At 43.1% G+C, this 19558-nt stretch carries 23 protein-coding genes and 1 other RNA gene; 4 read left to right on the top strand and 20 right to left on the bottom strand.

All coding sequences use genetic code 11. From position 1 onward, the window contains the following. Nucleotides 1-163 precede the first annotated feature (163 nt). Complete coding sequence (tnpA, locus tag QZW47_RS22225; protein WP_293131509.1) at nt 164-616, bottom strand: IS200/IS605 family transposase; 453 nt, start codon at nt 614-616, stop codon at nt 164-166. Between the two features lie 386 nt (nt 617-1002). Next, a complete protein-coding gene (gene dndC, locus QZW47_RS22230; RefSeq protein ID WP_293131511.1) occupies nt 1003-2667 on the bottom strand; it encodes a DNA phosphorothioation system sulfurtransferase DndC in 1665 nt (554 codons plus the stop codon). Between the two features lie 188 nt (nt 2668-2855). Between dndC and QZW47_RS22235 the strand changes: the two genes are divergently transcribed. Then, nucleotides 2856-4028, top strand: coding sequence for a DNA sulfur modification protein DndB (locus QZW47_RS22235; RefSeq protein WP_293131513.1), 1173 nt, complete (start codon nt 2856-2858; stop codon nt 4026-4028). Nucleotides 4029-4099: 71 nt separating this feature from the next. Then, nucleotides 4100-4711: a hypothetical protein gene (locus tag QZW47_RS22240; RefSeq protein WP_293131515.1), complete on the top strand. Its 612-nt coding sequence runs from the start codon at nt 4100-4102 to the stop codon at nt 4709-4711. Nucleotides 4712-4730: 19 nt separating this feature from the next. On the opposite strand, the gene dndB is transcribed toward QZW47_RS22240, so the two are convergent. After that, entirely contained in the window at nt 4731-5852 is a 1122-nt protein-coding gene (gene dndB / locus QZW47_RS22245) for a DNA sulfur modification protein DndB (RefSeq protein WP_293131517.1), read from the bottom strand. 224 nt (nt 5853-6076) lie between these two features. Here dndB and QZW47_RS22250 point away from each other — a divergent pair, with 224 nt between their 5' ends. Next, on the top strand, nt 6077-7669 hold the full coding sequence (locus QZW47_RS22250; protein ID WP_293131519.1) for a DGQHR domain-containing protein: 1593 nt from the start codon (nt 6077-6079) through the stop codon (nt 7667-7669). A 94-nt stretch (nt 7670-7763) separates the two neighbouring features. Here QZW47_RS22250 and QZW47_RS22255 read toward each other — a convergent pair whose 3' ends face one another. The 16 genes from QZW47_RS22255 to QZW47_RS22330 all read right to left on the bottom strand — a co-directional run bounded on the left by QZW47_RS22255 (nt 7764) and on the right by QZW47_RS22330 (nt 17838). After that, nucleotides 7764-8123: a type II toxin-antitoxin system RelE/ParE family toxin gene (locus QZW47_RS22255; protein ID WP_293131522.1), complete on the bottom strand. Its 360-nt coding sequence runs from the start codon at nt 8121-8123 to the stop codon at nt 7764-7766. Further along, nucleotides 8116-8352, bottom strand: coding sequence for a hypothetical protein (locus QZW47_RS22260; RefSeq protein WP_293131525.1), 237 nt, complete (start codon nt 8350-8352; stop codon nt 8116-8118). The genes QZW47_RS22255 and QZW47_RS22260 overlap by 8 nt, the downstream gene beginning before the upstream one ends. 61 nt (nt 8353-8413) lie before the next feature. After that, entirely contained in the window at nt 8414-8629 is a 216-nt protein-coding gene (locus QZW47_RS22265) for a hypothetical protein (protein ID WP_293131528.1), read from the bottom strand. Continuing rightward, on the bottom strand, nt 8616-8804 hold the full coding sequence (locus QZW47_RS22270; RefSeq protein ID WP_293131531.1) for a hypothetical protein: 189 nt from the start codon (nt 8802-8804) through the stop codon (nt 8616-8618). The genes QZW47_RS22265 and QZW47_RS22270 overlap by 14 nt, the downstream gene beginning before the upstream one ends. 77 nt (nt 8805-8881) lie before the next feature. Next, a complete protein-coding gene (locus tag QZW47_RS22275) occupies nt 8882-9940 on the bottom strand; it encodes an endonuclease/exonuclease/phosphatase family protein (protein WP_293131534.1) in 1059 nt (352 codons plus the stop codon). A gap of 6 nt (nt 9941-9946) precedes the next feature. Then, nucleotides 9947-10417, bottom strand: coding sequence for a DNA phosphorothioation-associated protein 4 (locus QZW47_RS22280; protein WP_293131537.1), 471 nt, complete (start codon nt 10415-10417; stop codon nt 9947-9949). 81 nt (nt 10418-10498) lie between these two features. Further along, nucleotides 10499-10819 (bottom strand): nucleoside triphosphate pyrophosphohydrolase, encoded by a 321-nt coding sequence (locus QZW47_RS22285; protein ID WP_293131540.1) that lies wholly within the window; start codon nt 10817-10819, stop codon nt 10499-10501. Nucleotides 10820-10831: 12 nt separating this feature from the next. Further along, nucleotides 10832-11488 (bottom strand): Uma2 family endonuclease, encoded by a 657-nt coding sequence (locus QZW47_RS22290; RefSeq protein ID WP_293131543.1) that lies wholly within the window; start codon nt 11486-11488, stop codon nt 10832-10834. Then, nucleotides 11478-13544 (bottom strand): AAA family ATPase, encoded by a 2067-nt coding sequence (locus tag QZW47_RS22295; RefSeq protein ID WP_293131546.1) that lies wholly within the window; start codon nt 13542-13544, stop codon nt 11478-11480. Before QZW47_RS22295 ends, QZW47_RS22290 begins: the two co-directional genes overlap by 11 nt. Beyond that, on the bottom strand, nt 13541-13804 hold the full coding sequence (locus QZW47_RS22300; protein ID WP_293131549.1) for a hypothetical protein: 264 nt from the start codon (nt 13802-13804) through the stop codon (nt 13541-13543). Before QZW47_RS22300 ends, QZW47_RS22295 begins: the two co-directional genes overlap by 4 nt. 338 nt (nt 13805-14142) lie before the next feature. Continuing rightward, nucleotides 14143-15510 (bottom strand): DNA phosphorothioation system restriction enzyme, encoded by a 1368-nt coding sequence (locus QZW47_RS22305; protein ID WP_366930917.1) that lies wholly within the window; start codon nt 15508-15510, stop codon nt 14143-14145. A 204-nt stretch (nt 15511-15714) separates the two neighbouring features. After that, nucleotides 15715-16290 carry a Uma2 family endonuclease gene (locus QZW47_RS22310; protein ID WP_293131555.1) on the bottom strand — a complete coding sequence of 192 codons (576 nt, stop codon included), beginning with the start codon at nt 16288-16290 and terminating at the stop codon, nt 15715-15717. A 24-nt stretch (nt 16291-16314) separates the two neighbouring features. Further along, nucleotides 16315-16758 carry a hypothetical protein gene (locus tag QZW47_RS22315; RefSeq protein WP_293131558.1) on the bottom strand — a complete coding sequence of 148 codons (444 nt, stop codon included), beginning with the start codon at nt 16756-16758 and terminating at the stop codon, nt 16315-16317. Nucleotides 16759-17044: 286 nt separating this feature from the next. Beyond that, nucleotides 17045-17428, bottom strand: coding sequence for a hypothetical protein (locus tag QZW47_RS22320; protein ID WP_293131561.1), 384 nt, complete (start codon nt 17426-17428; stop codon nt 17045-17047). A gap of 23 nt (nt 17429-17451) precedes the next feature. Continuing rightward, an RNA gene (gene ffs, locus QZW47_RS22325) (signal recognition particle sRNA small type) lies at nt 17452-17548 on the bottom strand. Nucleotides 17549-17571: 23 nt separating this feature from the next. Continuing rightward, nucleotides 17572-17838, bottom strand: a complete 267-nt coding sequence (locus QZW47_RS22330; protein ID WP_293131564.1) for a YciI family protein — start codon at nt 17836-17838, stop codon at nt 17572-17574. A 127-nt stretch (nt 17839-17965) separates the two neighbouring features. On the opposite strand from QZW47_RS22330, the gene QZW47_RS22335 reads away from it, so the two are divergent. Next, nucleotides 17966-18547 (top strand): 2'-5' RNA ligase family protein, encoded by a 582-nt coding sequence (locus QZW47_RS22335; protein WP_293131567.1) that lies wholly within the window; start codon nt 17966-17968, stop codon nt 18545-18547. A 279-nt stretch (nt 18548-18826) separates the two neighbouring features. On the opposite strand, the gene QZW47_RS22340 is transcribed toward QZW47_RS22335, so the two are convergent. After that, nucleotides 18827-19513 (bottom strand): ComF family protein, encoded by a 687-nt coding sequence (locus QZW47_RS22340; protein WP_293131570.1) that lies wholly within the window; start codon nt 19511-19513, stop codon nt 18827-18829. Nucleotides 19514-19558 lie beyond the last annotated feature (45 nt).

Genomic DNA, 19558 nt, shown 5'->3' on the forward strand with positions numbered 1-19558 from the left:
GGTTTTTAACCCCTGTCTCATAGCGAAAGTCCTCTCAAAGAGGACTGAAATTCACCATGATTTAATCTGAGTTTTACAGTCGGTTTTAACCGACTTTCGCTATGAGACGGGGAATTGATTCCCCGGCGGACTTGTGGATAAATGCGAGAGTTTGATCTATCTGTTAATTCTCCGGCGGACTCCGATACCAAGGAGTTGGGCGATCGTCTCGATCGGTGATTTGTTCTAAATGCGAATTTACGGTGTTTTGCAAATGATGTTCCTTTTGATTGATAACATAAGCGACTGCTTGTTCAAGTTGTCTTTGTCCTAAAGAGAATACTCCATATCCTTCTTGCCAGCCAAATCTATTGGGATTTTGCCGAATTTGATTGAGATAATGGCTGCTGCTACCTTTAATATTTTTCACAAATTCAGCGATTGATTGTGTCGGAGGAATGGAAACTATTAAATGGATGTGATTTTCTGTACCACCGATAGCGTGGACGATGCAATTGAGGGTGTCCGCTTTGCCGATGATATAATGGTAAAGTTCTGTTTCTTTTTGTGGAGATATCAGAGGTTGCCTCTCTTTTTTTGCCCAAACTAAATGATAGTACAGCCGCCACATTGCCATAAATATGTTCCCTTATTTTTGTGTGACTTTTTGATTTTTTTCTTATATATTAACCAGGTTATTTTACCATAGGGGCAGCTTGTTAGTACACCTCTGTGACAACTCGCGAGTCCCATAGTCCGATAACTCGCGAGTCCCATACTTCGACAATCCGCAAGTCCGATAGTCCGCCAGGGGTTAAAAACCCCTGTCTCATAGCGAAAGTCCTCTCAAAGAGGACTGAAATTCACCATGACTTAATCTGGGTTTTGCAGTCGGTTTTAACCGACTTTGGCTATGAGACGGGGAATTGATTCCCCGGCGGACTTGGGGGGAAGCGCAAAAGTTCGTTAGCGAAGCCCGCCCCTACGGGGGCTACGCCAACGAAGAGGATCGCCCTATTCGTCCTAATCTTTACTCTTTCCCTCTGCTACATCGGGAGTAGAATATTTGATATCCGCCCAAGATAGCTGCTTCCCTTGATTGCTGCTGCTTTCAAGTTCTTGTTTGAGTTTGGCAATATCGACGGTATCGTTTTTGGCGGAAGTGTTGGTTTGGGCGATCGCACTTTTGACTTGCTGAATATTCAGGGCCGGATTTGCTTTCACATCTTCGACTGCTTTTTTCAAATTTCGTTGATAATGGGCGTTACCAATGGCTTCATCCTGCGATCGCGAACTGGTTTCAAAACACTTGTCTAAATCCGCGTAAATGCCTGTACGGCGGGGTTTTGTGTAGTATTGGCGTTCTGTATCGAGGAGTTTTGCCATCAATTCGAGGTGCATTTCGTCATCGCTACAAATTTCTGCGATCGCAGTCCATTCGTCGCTACCTAGGAGTTTCCTTTCGGCGGCGGGACGGGAATCTACAAAAGGTTCCCCCGTGACTTCTTCGTAAATCCGGGGCAGACTGTCGTCAAATTCGTGTCTTTCTTCTAGCCAAATACGGCGGATTTCGCTAAGTTCTTCCGGGGAAATTAAAGTTATATCTCGCATTTCTTCTGGTGCTTTAGAACGAATTTCAGTTTGAACAGAAAGAAGTCGCCTCAATAAATGATCGCGCGCTTCTTTACTATAGGGGCCTGGAATCGGCTCAATAGATTTTTCACCCTCTAAATTGCGTTCATATAGTTGGACATTGCCATTACGCCGCCTAAAGTCACGTCGATCGCGACTATCTTCAACATCCAATTCTACACGGAAATCTAGTAGAGGTTGCAACCACTCTTTTTCTTCATCATTTTGAATCATTGCTGTTAGCGATTTATCCTGGCTAACCATTGTACATACCCAGCACCCAAAACGAGAACTGCCACAGCTAGGGGTAGAAGTATCGACAACTAGGGGGCATTCATTATCAGCACTAGCACCCCGATACATACTGAACAAATCTTTGTTGCTGTATCCCCAAGGATTGTCCCACTGCATCAGATAGAGCCAAACTTCATCATCACGCCAGTCTTCAATAGGACTATAAACCAGAGAGTTAGGTAAGTTCATATTAGGACTTAGGCGATCGCGTACCCGTCTGGCTTCCATTTTTTTCATCCTATGAGCACGCTTTGTGCTTTCAGCTTTACGAGTCCCTAAGACAAGTATAGTTTCACCGCTACTTCGGATAATATTGCGAATAAAACGGTTAGATGGAGAGATTTTTAGGCGATCGGTACACCAGCGAAACTTACCTCTTGGTGCTGGGTATCCTTTACCAATCAAACCTACCCAAAAAGTATCTGTCCACTCTGGTTGTAGCACATTAGTAGCTATCGGCATTTGTTGTTCTCTAGCAGCAACATTCATTTGCTTAATAGACTTGCGAACCCATACAGATACGATAGGATTTTCTACCAGAGTGTCAGTTGTAATGACATCAATTTTCTTGGTTCGCTTGGACTGTGGAAGTTTAGCTATCGCATTCCAAATTAGCTGTAATACCGCACTTGAATCTTTGCCACCACTATATCCAATTACCCAAGGAATGTCATCCAGACAATATAACTCTTGGATTTCCTCAGTTAGCAATTCTATGTCTTCTATTAATTCTGTAACGGTGCGACCCGGCAGTAATGACATCTGTTGAGTTTGTATCACGGTTAAAATCTCCTCGTATCAATATTAAAATTATAGAATACAATATAATCATCGCTAAAAGTTTATTGTAAGATTTGTTGTTTGCCTGTTTGAACAATATTCTCGCTGATTGGTTTACATATCTATGGTTGGTGATGTATGATCATTATACCAAAGTTTGATAAAATAATATGTCTGACAATAACCCTGATCAGTTCAATCCAAAGCCGGGAATTGATGAATTCCTAGAGCCTTACTTTGCCAAGTACCACCGTCAGAAATGCTATCCAGGGCTAACTTTTCAGCAGGGGAAGCGGCAGATGGTGCAAATTAATATCCCGGCTGATGATTTGCCTACCCTCCTCCAAGCACAACCCTCAACTGGTAACGATCCTGATTCTGGTAAAAATCGCCCAGAGGTAACGGGTCATGCTGAGGAAGTAAAACAATATATTCTGAAGCGCGCTAGAAACGATCAACCCTGGATTTTGGGAACACTGACAGCAAATGTCGATCCTCAAAAGATTGAAATTATAGAACTCGGTCGGGGGATTTGTCTAGTAGTGATTCCTCGTGGAGTCAAGTTAGATATTACTGATGGACAGCATCGCAAGCGAGCTATTCACGAGTTAATTGTAAGTGCTGACGGCGAGTTAATAGGTAATAATGATTTTCCGATAACGCTGGTTTTAGAGAATGATTTTAACCAGTGTCAGGCGGATTTTAGAGATATGGCGCAGACAAGACAACTGGATAAATCGTTGCTTTTATCATTTGGTGAATTTGAAGGTGTGGTTGGTATTACCAAAAGCTTAGTTGAACAGGTGTTAATTTTTAATGGTAAAACCGATAAAATCAATCAGACTCCCGATCGGAAAAAGAAACTTGTATACACAATGAATTTTATAGCCAGATTTGTGAGTTGCGCGTTTACTGAAGTTCCAAGTAATGAACTTAAAGATTATGAAGTTGCCAAAGTATCACATACTTTGGCTGTACGTCTCAATGACTTTTTTTCACAATGCAGTCATACTAAACATTTTTCAGAAACCAGAGTTGAAGACTTGAGAGTTGAAAATGTCGAGCGGTTTCAGGAAGATTGTATCTTAGGTAGAAGTGTAGGACTAGAAATTTTAGGTCGGTTGCTACACTGTACCTATGACGCCGATAGCCAAGATTTTGAAAATGAACAAATATCGAAATTGGCACAACTAGATTGGTCTAGAAAAAGTCATCTTTGGGAGGGAAATGTTGTTTTGTCTAACCCTAGCCCTAAAAAAAATAAATCGTACAAAATATCAGCAAGTGCTAGCGCTGTAAGAGTAGCGGTTGAGGCAGCAAAAAACGAGTTGGGATGGATTTAACTAATATTATCCACATAGCTATACCTAAATCTACGGTTCAAAAAATTACCTTTTCCACCCCCAAATCAAATATGTCCTACAGCGACTTCAAAACCATCGACCAAGCCGTGTCAACCCTGGATCTAACCGTTGAAGACATTCCCCACTTATTTAGCCAAATTACCCCGATCGCACCTTCAGAACGTCTCAAGGAAACTCTGGATGAGGCTTTAGACTTAGCCTCAAGTATCAGCACCGAAAAAGCTCGATCGGAATTAATCATTACTCCCATTTTACTAGAAATACGGCGCACTTTCAACAACAAAATTGGCTACTTTTCCGGCAATACATTTAACGTAGAAGAGAGCAAAGGATTAACAGGAGCTTGTGACTTTCTCCTGAGTGCGTCGAGCAATCAATCATTGGTGAATGCCCCAGTTTTGACATTAGTCGAAGCCAAAGACAACGATATTAGAATCGGATTGGGACAGTGTGCCGCTCAGATGGCAGCAGCTCAGCTATTTAATGCTCGCAAAGGGCAAGAACAATCGGCGATTTATGGAGCAGTTTCAACGGGAACTAACTGGAAATTTCTCATCCTAGAAAATCAGTTATTGAAAATTGATTTGACTGAATATTTTATTACTCAGATAGACCAAATTTTGGGCATTCTTGCAGAACCGTTTCGACGCTATTTTAATTAAAGTCACATATTTTAGTGTATCACGGGCGTGGCGCCTCTGGTGTATCTGCGGTTTCCAAGCCCAGCCGCTTTTTCAAATAATCAGTCATCCAATTAACACTCGCCCTCGACTTAGAAATTCCCCCTTTCACCAAAAATCCTCTCTCCCAATCAGGATTGGAAATCGACCAATCAACCTGCTGCAAAAGGCTCAAATGTTCCTCCCAACTCTCAGAAAAAACCGACAGCAAAGCAGCCCCAACTTCCCCCAAACTCTCCAGTACAACACTATGACAGTGCACGGAATCCCGGCGGATTTCCGCCGCTGCAACTTGCTTTTGCAGAACTAATTGCCAATCTGGAATAAAATTGCTAACTGCGTTCCAATAACTAACCGCTTGTTGTATTTGCTGAGTAAGTTCTGCCTCTTTTTCCTGTTTTGTGGCGCGGTAACGAGGGGGTTTGGTTTGTTTGCTGCTGTGGATGTTGGACAGCAAAGCTATCATAGCGCGATCGATCGCACTTAGCGCAAACAATTTGGGCGATCGCCCATTCAGACTCCCCTTCTCCATCTGAGTCAAACACCGGAAAACCTCAACCTGCTTAACAACCGCCTTCAACACCAAAGCCGAATCATCCCGGTGGTTGTACAGTAGACTTAGCGACGACTCCAAAGGAACTTGAAAACTGTTCAAATCGGCAAACTTTTGCTGCGAATTTTCCAAGCCAATATCGAGAAACAAAATCAGCGCCACCGTCTCGTATCCCAACTGCGGATTTTCCTGCAAAGCCATTTCAAAAGCCGCGCGCCGATGCTGTCCGTCATTAATAGTAAACTTAGCATCCATCGGCACTCGTAAGCGACCGATTTTCCGTTCTTCCGCCAGATTTCCCACTGCTTCAAAAGTAATGTCCGCATCAATAGAAGCAGCGATCGCCCCACAAGTGTAATTTCCAGAATTTTTGACAAAATAATCGGCAATTTCAGGAATCCTAGCCCTGTTAAGCGCGCGTTTCGCCCGCAGAGACGGCGGCAATTCTTCAGCATCTAAGGGGAAGAATTTGGGCAAAAAACGCACCGGACACATCGATACGTAATATTCGCGGCCCGCTTGAATTCCCCGGATCGCCGGCAAAATGTATTCAAAGGAAGGAGTAAGCATATTTTTTTCTGAAGCCGCAGATAAATATCGAGCCAGGGCGATCGTAATTCTCGATCTGCGGCTTAGATAAAGTATTGACAGTTTGCACAGATTATGGTATGTAGTTTTAGCTCCATAACTTAACAACTCCAGTATTTCACAAATATTTTTAAAAAACAAGAGTTGACATAAATTTTAACTCATGATATTTTTGGAAACATAGCCTAATTATATAAAAACTGCCAATGACTACCAATCCAGCGGCTGACCTCGCTACTCAATTTTTGGAAAAAGAAAAGCGCGAGAGACAGGAAATCGCGCTGTTATTAGACAATTATTTAGGAAAGGACGATCGCATTTTCGTCCAAAAAACCCAGATGGGAAACAGCGAAGCTTACATCGGTTCAGTCACGCTAGAATGGCTAGATTCCCGCGTGCGTTTTGCCTCGCAAATGCCACTTTTCCGGCAAAAATTTGACCTCCAAACCAACAACATCGTCCGCGACGATGAAACTATTGACGAAATTATTCAGCGCCCCTTAGATTGGTCGCGCCAAGCCGCCCTCACTCAATATTTAGCCGCCCGAAAATCCCACAAATTCCCCGCAGTTTTAGTAGTCGTCAGCCCTCCGTGGGTAGACAATCCCCACGCTGAAGAATGGGATAAAAACGGCGTCGCAACTAAATCAGCCGCTGAATTCACATCCTTTGATAAAAATGAGAATTTAGGGCTGTTAGATGTATCTCAAAAAGTCTCAATTTTTGCTTTAGACGGTCAGCACCGGCTGATGGGAGTGCAAGGTTTAATGAGTTTAATTAAAACCGGAATCCTGCAAAGATACAACAAAAACAAAAAACCAGTCGGCGATGCAATTACTCTCGAAGATTTGGCCCAAGAGTATCAAATTGACCCCGAAACAGTGTATAAATTAGCTCACGAAAAAATCGGGATTGAGTTTATCCCGGCGGCTGTGGCGGGGGAAACGCGGCAACAAGCACAACGGCGCGTGCGATCGATCTTTGTGCACGTTAACCTGATGGCGGTAACGCTGAGTCAAGGACAACTAGCATTATTAAACGAAGATAACGGATTTGCTATCTGCGCCCGCAAAATTGCCGTTACCCATCCCTTATTAAAGGAACAAGAAGACAGAAATCCCCGTGTTAATTGGGACAGCGCGACAGTCGCAGCCAAATCAACGGTGTTGACCACATTGCAAGCGCTGCAAGATATGTCGGAACGGTATTTAGAACATAAATTCCCCCATTGGAAGCCAGAAAGAAAAGGTTTGATTCCCATGCGTCCCGAAGATGAGGAACTGAAAGAGGGAATCGAAGAGTTTAAGGAATTGTTCGATCATTTAGCAACTTTGCCCAGCTATCAAAGAATTGAAAGCGGCGAAGAAACAGCAGAATTGCGCCGATTTAGTTTTGAGAAACCTGGTGGCGAGGGAAATATTTTGTTTCGTCCCGTAGGTCAAATTGCCTTAGCTAATGCTTTGGGAATTCTAGCATTTAGAAAGAAACTTTCGCTGCAATCTATTTTCGACAAACTTCGCAGGTATGATGTGGATGAAGGATTTAGCTATATGGAGAATCCTGAGTCGGCGTGGTACGGGATTTTGTACGATCCCAATAAAAAGCGAATGCTCGTTTCTGGCAGGGATTTAGCAGCGAAGTTAATTGTTTATTTGGTTGCGGGAATTGAGGACGATATGGATCGGGCTCATTTGCGGCAAGCTGTGGCCCAAGCGAGAACTTTTGAGGATAAGGCTGTTAGTTTTAATAGCAGGTTTGTGAATCCGAAAGAGGTGGGATTGCCGCCAGTGCTTACCTAATTTTTTCTACGGATGCTAGCAGTGAGAGGGTGACGTTTATGGGATTTAAAAGCACGATAGATAACTTTTTAGTCGAGTTAATGTTATTGCTTGATTATGATTCTTGCTGATTACTAAATCTCTCTATAATGTCATTGATTTCTTCTACAGTAACCGTTTCTTGGTCGGATTTAGCATAGATGATGAGCAAGATGTAACAAGTGGTAGATGTGACTTGATAAATAATGCGATAGCCTCCACTTTTTCCTTTACTTATGTCGCTGTTTTTGGCTCTTACTTTGAAGACAGTGTAGCCTGTACCGGAAATGCGATCGCCTGGACATTCACCTGCTTGCAACTGCTGTAGGAGGGGTTGCAAGTCGGTTTGAATCTGGCGATAGCGCTTAGCGAGGGTTCGGAGTTGACGCTTGAATTGATCGCCAAACAGAACTTGGATACTTGGTGATTCAGACATCAATACCATCCCAAAGTTCTGCGATCGGGTGAACTTTACCGTCTTTTACTTCCTGAAGCGCAATCAAGAGGCTGTTGAGGATATCTTCTTTAGATAAATCTTCTTTGTCTTCTTCAAATAGTTGACCCAGTGATTGCAAAATTAGGGTTTCGATCGGCAGGTTGAGTTTACCAGCTTTATCAATAAGCTGCTGTTCTAAATATTCAGGAATGGTGAGGGTAATTTGCATGGGGTTTACCTTTTGTTATTACAAATTTTCAAGTATCGACTGTATTTTAATTGTTAGATAGCTAACTGCTACTATTTCTTGCCGCTTCTAGTTTTTGGCGAATTGCGGCTTGAACTTTTTCATCAAAATCAGGATCGCCGGGACTTGCAATAATCCTCAGGGGATGCTGATTGATTCTGTCTAAATAGGCTTGAAAAGCGGCTCTATCCCCTCGATGTCTGAGAAAATACTTTTTCAATTCAGTATTCGACATTGCGTTATAGTTAACTTGGCTCATCAGCAAACTCCCCATTGGGTAAAATTTGGAACTCAAGCTCTTCGTCATACCCAGCCAATATGTATATGTTATGAGTGCGATCGTCAACACAAACAAGATGTATGGGTTGAAGCATTGTGTAGGTTAGTTGATAGCAGATGCGATATAAACTTTCTAGCTGGGCAGCAGTAGGCATTGGGGTTAATTACTGTACCTAATATTTATTTTGACATATAACTCAAGGGAATAATTGACTAATACATTAAATTTTACTTAACTATTTTGTGGCTTCAACAAAACCAATTCCGCCCCCACAGGCAAATGATCGGACTCGGTGGCGTTCAAAATTGAACTTGATTTCGCACCCCAATGCTGGGAATACCAAATATAATCAATCCGACAAACGGGATAGTTTAATTTAAAATTTGATCTTTTTACTAATAATTTAAGTTTCCAACCATGAGGCCAGGTAAAACCAAACCCAAATCCAGATTTTCGGAAAGAATCTTGCAGGACTTTCTGTACATTGTAGTAATCTTGAGTTTCGTCTGTCATGTTAAAATCGCCAGCGACTATTACGGGTAGAGTTTCTTGCTCGACTCGCTGCACTAAATCTTGAATTTCTGGGGCTCGCATACCATATTTGTAAATGGGGATTTTGAGAAAAGGTAAGATGTTATATCCCTTAAACCAGGGCCCGGTGGCTTGCATATTATAAATGACTATTTCTTGTTGGTTGAATTTAATAATTGCGCGCTGTTGCGTTTCTGGATGGCCGGCTAAGTGCAGTATTTCGCTGGATATAATGGGATATTTACTGAGAATTCCTACTGGGGGAATGCCAATTTGATAGGGGTAGTCTGGTTTTAACCAGGTGAAAGCTCTTTTAGTATGTTTGTTGACGATTTCTTGTAAAAATATAATGTCGGGTTTTTGGCGTTCAATTAGTTTAACTAACGTTGGTGACTGTGTTGTATACCAGCCGACATTGTGCGATAATATTTTGAGGCTGGGCTGGGTATTTGTGATGTTAGTTGGTGCGGGAGAAAAGTATTTTAGGTGCAGCCAACTTATGAGGAGAATGCAGGATATCATAGAAATAATGGTGAACCATTTTTTCTTGATAATTGAGACTCCGACGATGGGAAGTAGGAAAACAGGAAATAAAATTAAGGGTACAAAAGTGCTAATTAAGGCAATAATTGAGATTCGATCCCAAAAGATTAGTTTGAGAATGAAATAGCAGATAATAAATACTGAGTAGCTGTAAGCGAGAATTGTTACTGATTGCTGGAAAATTCTGTTGATGATATCTGTTGGTTTGTGCTTCATTGAGAGTTAAAATAAGAATTTGCTTAAATCGAATTCTTCATTTGACCGATGTTTATTATCCCTTTCAGAAATTAAGAACAGCAAAAGGCGATCGGTATAATCCGCCGCACCCCGAAATTCTTCTCGCAATATTTCCAATCCGCCATTAGCATATTCTTCAAAAATTTGCAAGCGTTCTACCTCTGATTTTGCGTCAAGATGGGAGAGAATTTGGGGATTTTTGGTTTCGGCGATCGCAATTAGCTTAATTGCCATATCGTAACCTCTGGATACAAAAATATCAACGTCGATCGCACCGGGTTCGCGTTTGGAGATTTCCCCTAAGGGCGATCGCTTTTTTCGCTTTTTTCCTAGGGATGCGGCGAAGGCGATGACATCGGCGTATGTCTGGAAAGGGCCGCTTTTGTTATCTGATAAAGTTAAGGATTTAACTAAATCGGCTTTGTCTTTAGCAATTCTAATTCTGTTGGGAGCCATTGGGAATTAATATTTAGTTTTTGATTGATAGAATAACCGCAGATGTGAGGCAGATGCAACACAGATTAACGCAGATAATTTTTAGAATGTTCGTAGTAGCATAATTTTTTGGGCGAAACTTCCTCGGGCTTCCCGGCGTTTGGTTTTTTCGGCTAAAAGTCGATTGCCCGAAACGCCATAACTCAGCATCAGCGCATCCATAACTTCAGACAAATCAGCCAATTCCGCCAGCAAATCATCGTCATCAGCCGCTGCTGCTTCTGCCGCTTCCTCGATCAGCTTCTGGCGCAAAGCTTGACGGTATTCGCGATCGGACAAAATCACAAACTCGCATTCATTCCCGCTTTGACGAATAATTTCAGGAATGCGATCGCGCACCAACTTATGATACTCTTTTTCCATATCAGACTTCCTTCAACCTTGATTAAAAGTTTGAATCAACCAGCGGGCTATTTCCCCATCATCTTGAGTTTGACTGCGGTTCAAAGCTTCCTCAACTAACGCGATTTCCAGCCCAGGTAAAACCCGCGACTGTTGAATTCTGCCGCTACCTCCATCATTAATTGCAAAGGCAAAAACCTCCTGTGTATTCGCACGATCCACCCAATATTCGCTAATTCCTGCGTCTTCGTAAAGCAACCGCTTGCTGCCTAAATCATCGTTAAAAGAAGATGCACCAACTTCTATTACTAAATTAGGTGGATCGCATTCGTTCAAATCAACAGGTGAATTGCTGTCATTAGGAGGCAATTTCAAATTTGAACCGATGTAACAAGCTATATATGGTTGAAATTCACTAATACCGGCTTTCCTAAAACTGGCATTAATAAACTGCACGAATCGGATATTTTTAAATGTTGCAAACAGACTGACTACAGATGAAAGGATTGAATGTTGGTGCCCGTGCAATGGCCCTACTGGTGACATTTCTACCCTCATGTGTTCTTGATAGTAATAAAACTTGCCCTTTTCCCAAGTTGAATCATCAGCGAAGGCTAAAAACTCTTCCCACGTTGCTTTAACCCAAATATCCGTTTCCAAAACCTGCGTAATTGCCGAACTAGAAGCCATAATCCACCTCTACTATTTCCGTATATTCAAATTCATTCGGACTGCGCTTAACTAAAGCATAGCGCATCCCGCCCAGGTCGATCGAGTCTTCTTCGCAATCAGGTTTCGGAGAATTGTACTCCAGCACGTATTCCTTACCTATGGAAGTTTCCATTTCTTGGGCTACTTCTCCCCGCCACTGAGTTTTAGTCACTAAAACTACTAATTGATTCGCCAATTTGGGGAGTTTATTCGCGATTTGTTTGCGATAAATCTCGTCCAAACTGCCAAAGGGAGAATCCATCACAATCGGAAACGTACTGCTATCGGGGCCCATCAAAGTATTTTTTTGACTCCACTCACGCACACCTTCAATAATTCCGCCGATAAATGACAAACTGAGGATTTGATTTTCTCCGGTGGAGGCGGCGACTAAAGATTCTTTTCCTGATGTGTTTTCTACTAGGGTTAGTTCGTATTTATCGCTTAACTTTGGGATGTAAGGAGTAAAAGAGATTTGACTGAAAATATCTTGTACTCGCTTTTCTAGATGAGAACAAAATTCTTTTTCTAAACGCGATCGCACTTCTGTTAGGCGATCGATCGCATCCTGAGACGCAGCAATCCGGCGCTGGGCCAACACTTGCCTTTCCTCGTTGAGTTGCTGCTTGTCGATTTGCTTGTCAAAAGCGGCTACCTGGGCTGTCAAACTCTCAATCTGCTGCTGGTTAGAGCCTGTTTCCCGGTGCAACTCGCTCATGTTTGCCTCAATTTGATCCAAGCGCTTTTGCAAGCGGCTGACATCGCCGTTAGGGAAGTTTTTTAGCTTGGTGTGAATGTCGTCTAACTGGCTTTCCACGCGAGAAAGTTCGGATCTACCGCGACTGATATTGCTTTGTTGGCGATCGATTTCATCCCAAAAATCAGCTATTTGGCGATCGATTTCATTTATGCGATCGCTAATTCGGATCGTAGTTTCTTCCACATCTCCAGCACCCGCTTTATCCATCCAACCCATGACATTTTCGCAAGCAACAGAATGGGGGGTTAACTCAGCACCGCAGATACACTGCTGCTGCGCCAATAACTCTTGTAAAAACGGGCGCTGAATTCCCGAAAGCAACTCACCTTTCTCCCGCAACGCCCCGACAATAATTTCAAATTCCGCCGCCGCATCGGATAAAAACATCGCGTAACCGCGCACAGAAATCTCTCGTTTGATAGCATCTAAACAGCGGGCAATTTCTTGCTTAAATAAAGTCTGCTGCATTTCTAATTCATTGCGTAACTTTTGCAACTCCGCAGCACCGCTGAGTTCTAGCAAACTACCGCTTACTGCTTTTTTTACTTCACCTTGATTAATCAACTCTTGCTCGATTTCTAGTTGTTTTTGCGAAAGTTTGTCTGCTTCTTCTTGAGATTTTTGTTTTTCTTTTAAAAGTTTCTTAATTTCTGAATTGCCAATCTGTCTTAAATCTGTTTCTAGAGACTTTTTGGCATCTCCCAGATGTCGGATAGAGCGAGTCAATACCTCTACTCCCAGCAATTCCTTGGTAGCTTCAGCAATTTCTGCTTTCTTGTCGTGACGGACAATTTGCTCGATTCGCTCTCCGTCAAAAAAGAAATATTGATGCAAACTTTCAGGCAAAATGCGTCCGATAATATCGTCTGGATGCTGCGGCGATGGCATCCAACGCCCGTCATCTTTTGCTATTTGTAGGAATAACTCGCTTTTGCTTTGTTCGAGATTCTCATCACTTTTATAAACGCGACAAGCACGTCTTACTTTGTACCTAATTGTGTCATGTTCAAAAATAATTTCTACCCAACAATCTACTTTTTTGCCATTTTTTGCTTCCGCAATAGCCCGTTTGTTGACTAATTGCTCTCCAACCGCAAAAGCTGCGCTAAATTTTTCGTACAGCACCCAAGTAAAGCCGTTCATTAAAGCTGTTTTTCCGGCGCCGTTATTCCCGTGAATTATTGTAATATTTTGCGCGCCCCAAGCAAGTTTAATTTCGGGAGTTTGGTCGTAAAATTGCCGAAAATTGCAGAGAACAATTGACATTAATTTCATACAATTGCTTCCTTAATGATTTGCAAAATCTCATCCGTAATATAGCGGGGAGTTTTCATATACAGCTTATCTTTTTCAAGTTCCAATACGCGCTCGATAATTTGTCTAACTTCCGGTGTGGCGCTAGTAATTGGTTGCTGTACGTCGCTCAAGTCTTTGTCAGTGTGGTAACCAGAACGCTTTTCTGCTAAAATGGCGATCGGTACGGGTGCGATCGCACTATCTGAATATCTAAAAGCCACAACCAGATTTTCATTCATAATTAGAAGGAAGAAGGAAGAAGGAAAAATGTTTATAGAGTTAGCTTTTGAGTCCTCTCAATTTGACGTTTAATTAAGTGGATTAACTTGTTTTATTGCCAAATTCAAAAACTAGAGGGTTACGCATGGGGTGAGAAACCGGGTTTCTACGAGTTTTGCTCTCCTGTCACGAGAAATTTACAAAGAAACCCGGTTTCTACGATTTTTGTGACGAGAAACGAGAAATTTAGGGAAAAAGCGGGTTTTTGAGGTCTGCGCGCGCAAGCAAACTAAGCTAGGAACTCAAACCGCGATCGAATAATTCTATCTTTTTAAGATAAACCGAACCTGAATAAATGTCAAATATCTAACAATCCATAACGCCTCTGAATTTCCAGCAATTTCACCCTAGCTTCCCCAGCGTTGTCGGCTAAATCGGCAAATTCCAAGAACCGCTTCAATTCTTTTCGCAGCAGATTGCGCTCAACTTCTAAGCTTTCTCGACCCAAATCAGGAGGCAAAACTATCATATCAAATAAAGTTGCCCTTTCTTTCCCCGGATGCGGCCGCAAGATTCGTCCCCGGCGCTGAATAAACTGGCGCGGATTGCTGCTACTTGCTAAAATTACAGCATGACGAATTGCGGGGATATCAACGCCTTCATCCAAGCAGCGAATCGCGACTAAACCTTGCAATTCTCCACTCTCGAATTGTTGACGCAATCTTTCTCTTTCGGCTAAGGGAGTCGCCGCTGTATAGGTGTTAATTCGATAGCCCAATTCTGAACCTAATAATTTTGCGGTTTCTGTGAGTTGGCGGTGGTTGCTGCGGCGCGCACCTGCTTCGATCGCACCGTCACCGCAGTAAAATAATGTATGGGCTGTGTGGAGACGGTGGATCATTAATTCTCGCAAGGCTGTTAATTTATTAGCAGCCGCCCCAATTAACCGAGCTCGCTGCATTAATAAAGTCGTTAAAGTATCGTTTTCTTCTACTTTTTCCTCGGCGCCCAACGCCCAGCCAATTTTTTTAGTTAAGTAAGCATATTTGCGGGTTTCGGATTCGGTCAATTCTACTAAAATCGGATAGTATAAGTAATGTACTAATGCTTTTTGGCGGATGGCATCGGCTAAGGTGAGTTCCGGCTGCAAGACTGGGCCGAAATAATCTAAAATAGATTCGGTTCCTTGTTCGTCAAAATGTCTTTCTGGGGTGGCGGAAAGGGCGAGGCGCAGTCCAATGTTACGCGGTAAACTTTCTCCTAAACGGGGCGCGCCTAGGTTGTGTACTTCGTCTCCAATAATTAGGGTTTTTTCGGGAAAATAGCGCAGTTGAGACTGCAAGCTATCCAACATCAATGTAGCGTTAGTTGTGATAATTGTCAGAAATGCCCGCTCGCCCGTTAGCGAAGCCCTCGAAGAGGATCGCACTTCATACAAACCGGCAGCCAGCTTATTCTGCCAACTGCGGGCGCTATCAAACGCTAAAATAGGTTTTAAACCAAATTTCTCCGATTCGCGCGCCCACTGATTTACCAAGTGGCAGTACGGGCAAATTACAAGCAGGACTTGCAGGTTAATTTTATTGTATAATTCAGTGGCGATCGCCAGTGCAGTAATTGTCTTGCCGCTACCCGTCGCCATCTTCAGCGTACCGCGTCCTTGATTGGCGAACCAATTATCAACCGCCGCCTGCTGATATTGTCGCAATTGTAGCGATGGCGGCATTCTCGGAAACCCGTATTGTGAATGATTGGCGACCATCCCGATTCACCTTTAAAGCAGTTAATAAGAAGGAAGAAGGAAGAAGGAAGAAGGAAGAAGGAAGAAAGGAATAAGAATACATACACAGCAAGTTTTTTAGCGAGCCGTATTTTACATATAATTAGGTGGGTGTACTTATATGCAAACTTCCCTATACTCAAATGTAGCTTAAGGGCGATCGAAATTTAACAACCCAAACAAATCGTTCGCCGACATTTGCAAACCCGACAGCACATCGAGTACAGTTAAAATATCCTCGCCCTCCTTCGCCTCGGGTTGCTGCTGCGGCTTAAAAACAAGAACTAATTTTTCTTCCGGGTCAAGCAACCAACCCAGTTTAGTCTTATTTTCGATACAAAACAGAATTTTACTAATCGCGCGGGTACAACTTTCTGTCGGAGACAAAATCTCAATTATCCAGTCTGGTGCAATATTAAATATATCTTGAATCTCTCCATTAGCACCGACGGGAATGCGCGACCACTCGAACACTGCTAAATCTGGAACAACAGCATATCCTCCAAAAGTGCAGCGCAACTCGGGAAAAGCAAAAGCTAACTTCTGCGGTTTTCCAGCTTGATTAATAGTCGATGAAAATTTGATTTGTAACGTGCTATGTTTTCCTGGCGGCATAGCTTTCTGATAAATTTGACCGTCAACATACTCGCTAGCCGGCTTAGTTTCTGGTAGCAGGAGAAACTCTTCCAGAGAAATCTTTGACGGAGACTGAATTGACTTTAGCATAAGCGATTAAAGCCTCAAAAACTCTTAAAGATTCACATCGCTATCAGTTTCCCAATCAGGACAACCGTCCGATTCCACACCAGTAGGGTGCATCGCACAAACCAACAAATTCCCACCGTAAACTTGACCGTGATAGTTCATACAACCGCGACAAACCGGATGCTGCGTCGGCGAAGGGTCTACATACGTCACAAAAGACGAATCTATCTCATCAAACTCCGGATCAAATTCCCGAAAAATTTCGATTATGGGTTCGAGAAATTCATTGAAATAACCATCAAATTCATTTAAATAACCATCAACTTCAACAATCAGGTTATTTTGTACTTGTTCTGTAAACTCTTCCGAAATCTTTGTCAAAACGTCCAACATTTCGACAAACTCTTCGCCCATATCAGTAAAAAAATGCTCGACTTCAGACACAGCATTTTCCATTACTTCAAAAAAATCTTTAGACCAATCTTCCATAAATTTGACAGCTTACTATTGCAAAATATTTCACAGATAAATGCAACCAGCCTCCGGCGAAGCGATCGCACCTACTCTCAATTCTATTACCTATTGCTCTATATCCATCCACATCTGATATTATTTTCATAAAATAATACAACTGTAGCTCAGATCGAAACCTAAATCCAGTAAATCATCCCCAATCTAAAATTTAAAATGGTATAACTGGGGAGATATGCAAAAAGGGAACTCAGGATAATAATCTTGAGTTCCCTTTTTGGTTTGCTGCGCGAGCTTTTTAAGCTTAATCTCGCTTGAGTCGCCGCAATTCCTCTTGTAAATTCTCTACCTGTTCGCGAAGCTTGTCTACGCCACCGGTTTCTTTCGTTTCTTTTGCAGAAACTTCTTCTTCCTCAGAAAGAATTTCAATCCGCCGAGGTTCAGCCGATTTTTTGTCCCCAGTAGCTTCTACCGGCGGTTGCTGCTGCTGGGCTTGTTGCACCATGTCATCAACAAAGCGACGAGCTTCTTCCGTTGACATTTCGCCCCGCTTCACCAATTCATCTGCCAGCTTTTGGGCTTCTGTGCGCAATTCAGTTAACTTGCTGCCTGCTTTTTCACCAGCGTAGGAAGCTAGCCCAACACCAAGGTAAACTGCTTTCTGTAAAATATCTCCGAAACCAGGCATAGGAGCTATACCTCAAAATACTGGGTGAACCGGAGACCACGCCTATTACAAGCATCCCGTGTTGCTGCTACCTTCCGGTCCTGACAAGATTTGGGCGTTGGAATCGCGTGGGGCCAGTTCATTTACGAGTATAACACAGTTATTTATTCTTCAACCACACACCAGTGATAAATTTCATAAATAACGCAACCGTTCTTCACCAGCGGGTCTTCAGCGACGATCGCCTTTGCCTCATCCATAGAACCCGCCTCAAACATCAACATACCGCCGCCCCGCCTTGCCCAGTAGCCAGTTTTCGCTCGGTGTCCTTTAGAAATCAAATCACGGACATAAGCTCTGTGAGCTGGCACATACTGGTCAAAGACAGGCTTTTCGACAATTCCCTGCTCAATTTTGACAAACCAAGGCATTTTAAATTTTAGATTTTAGATTTTGGATTTTGGATTGTAGATTGGGAGTGGGGTTTTTGGTACAGGGCATTGAGTAAATACTCGATCGCCCGTACTGGGCTATTCCTTCCCGATCCGATGCTATCCTATGAACCCGTCAAAACAGCGATTTTTTATTGCTTTAGTGCCCCCAGACGATATTCAACAACAGATTACTCAGATTAAACTGTATTTTGCGGAACACTACAACACCCGCGGTGCGTTGAACTCGCCGCCCCACATCACGCTGCAACCTCCCTTTGAATGGCTGGCGGCGGATGTGCCGAAATTGGAGGAAAGTGTCAGGGTTTTTGCTGCAAACCGGCCGCCAATTCCCGTTACGCTATCAGGTTTTGCCGCTTTCGCGCCCCGCGTCATTTACGCCGATGTCGTCAAATCGCCCCAATTGCTGGAGATGCAAACAGATTTGATGGAATATGTCGGGGCAAATTTAGGAATACGCGATCGCATTTCTCAGACTCGCTCATTTGTACCGCACATGACAGTAGCGTTTCGCGATTTAACCCAGGAGAATTTTCAAAGGGCTTGGTTGGAATTCTGCGGGCGCGAACTCCACTTTGAGTTTACCGCGAAGGCATTAACCTTACTACTACACGACGGCAGCCGCTGGAACATCAGCCAACAGTTCCCACTTGCCACCGAACCTGCAACAATTTTAAATCAATCCTAAACACTCTTCCTTCTCTTCTCTTTCTTCGCGTCCTTAGCGTCTTCGCGGTTAGTTTCCCCCCCCCAAATAAAAACTTGTTATAGGTTCGTAGTGAGGACTTTAGTCCTTCCGAAAATGCTGCGGACTAAAGTCCTCACTACGAACCTGTCCTTAGCGTCTTCGCGGTTAGTTTCCCCCCCCCCAAATAAAAACTTGTTATAGGTTCGTAGTGAGGACTTTAGTCCTTCCGAAAATGCTGCGGACTAAAGTCCTCACTACGAACCTGTTTGCTAAAATAGATTAGCGATCGCGCTTAGTCGGACTTGCAAGCGCCACCGTGCCATAAACCGAAATTCCCGACTCTTTCAAAGTTTTAATTGCCGACTTAACCGTAGTACCGCTAGTGTAAATATCATCAACTAACAAAACGCGATCGCGCGGGAGACGGCGGCGAAAATCTTTCCCCAAAATTAAAGCATCTTTCATTTCAGCTTGCCGCTGCTGTGCTGTCAGAGTGAATAAAGCCTGAGTATTTTTCACCCGCTCCAAACCGTGCCGCTGCAAAGGTAAATTAGTCAGCTCGCAAAAACTTTCCGCCAAAAGTTCCGCTTGATTGAAACCGCGTTCCTTGACCTTTGATTTGTGCATGGGAATTGGTACAACGGTTAAATTGTCAATAGCTAATTCGGGAAAACTCAGCCAAGATTCTGCCAGCCAGCCGCCGAGAGGTTTGGCTAATTGTGGGTTGTCCTCATATTTCAAAGCTGCGATCGCCCGTTTCAGAGTCCCGCCGTACTCCCCCCACACAAAAACACCCTGCTGTGAATCCCAAAATCGAGCAGGATTGGCTAACTGACAACGCTGAAGTTGCTTGTGGCAGTACCCACAAAACTCTTCGGTGGCCGGTCGCTGACAAAGAGGACAGTTAGACTTAAGAAATAGATTGAGAAAAGATTTGACTAATCCCGTCCATTTTCGCTGCTTCATCTTAAGATTGTGGTATGTGATTAATAGAAAAAACTATCAAAATTA

Origin of the sequence: Microcoleus sp. bin38.metabat.b11b12b14.051, assembly GCF_013299165.1 — a bacterium.
In the GTDB taxonomy this organism is placed as follows: domain Bacteria; phylum Cyanobacteriota; class Cyanobacteriia; order Cyanobacteriales; family Microcoleaceae; genus Microcoleus.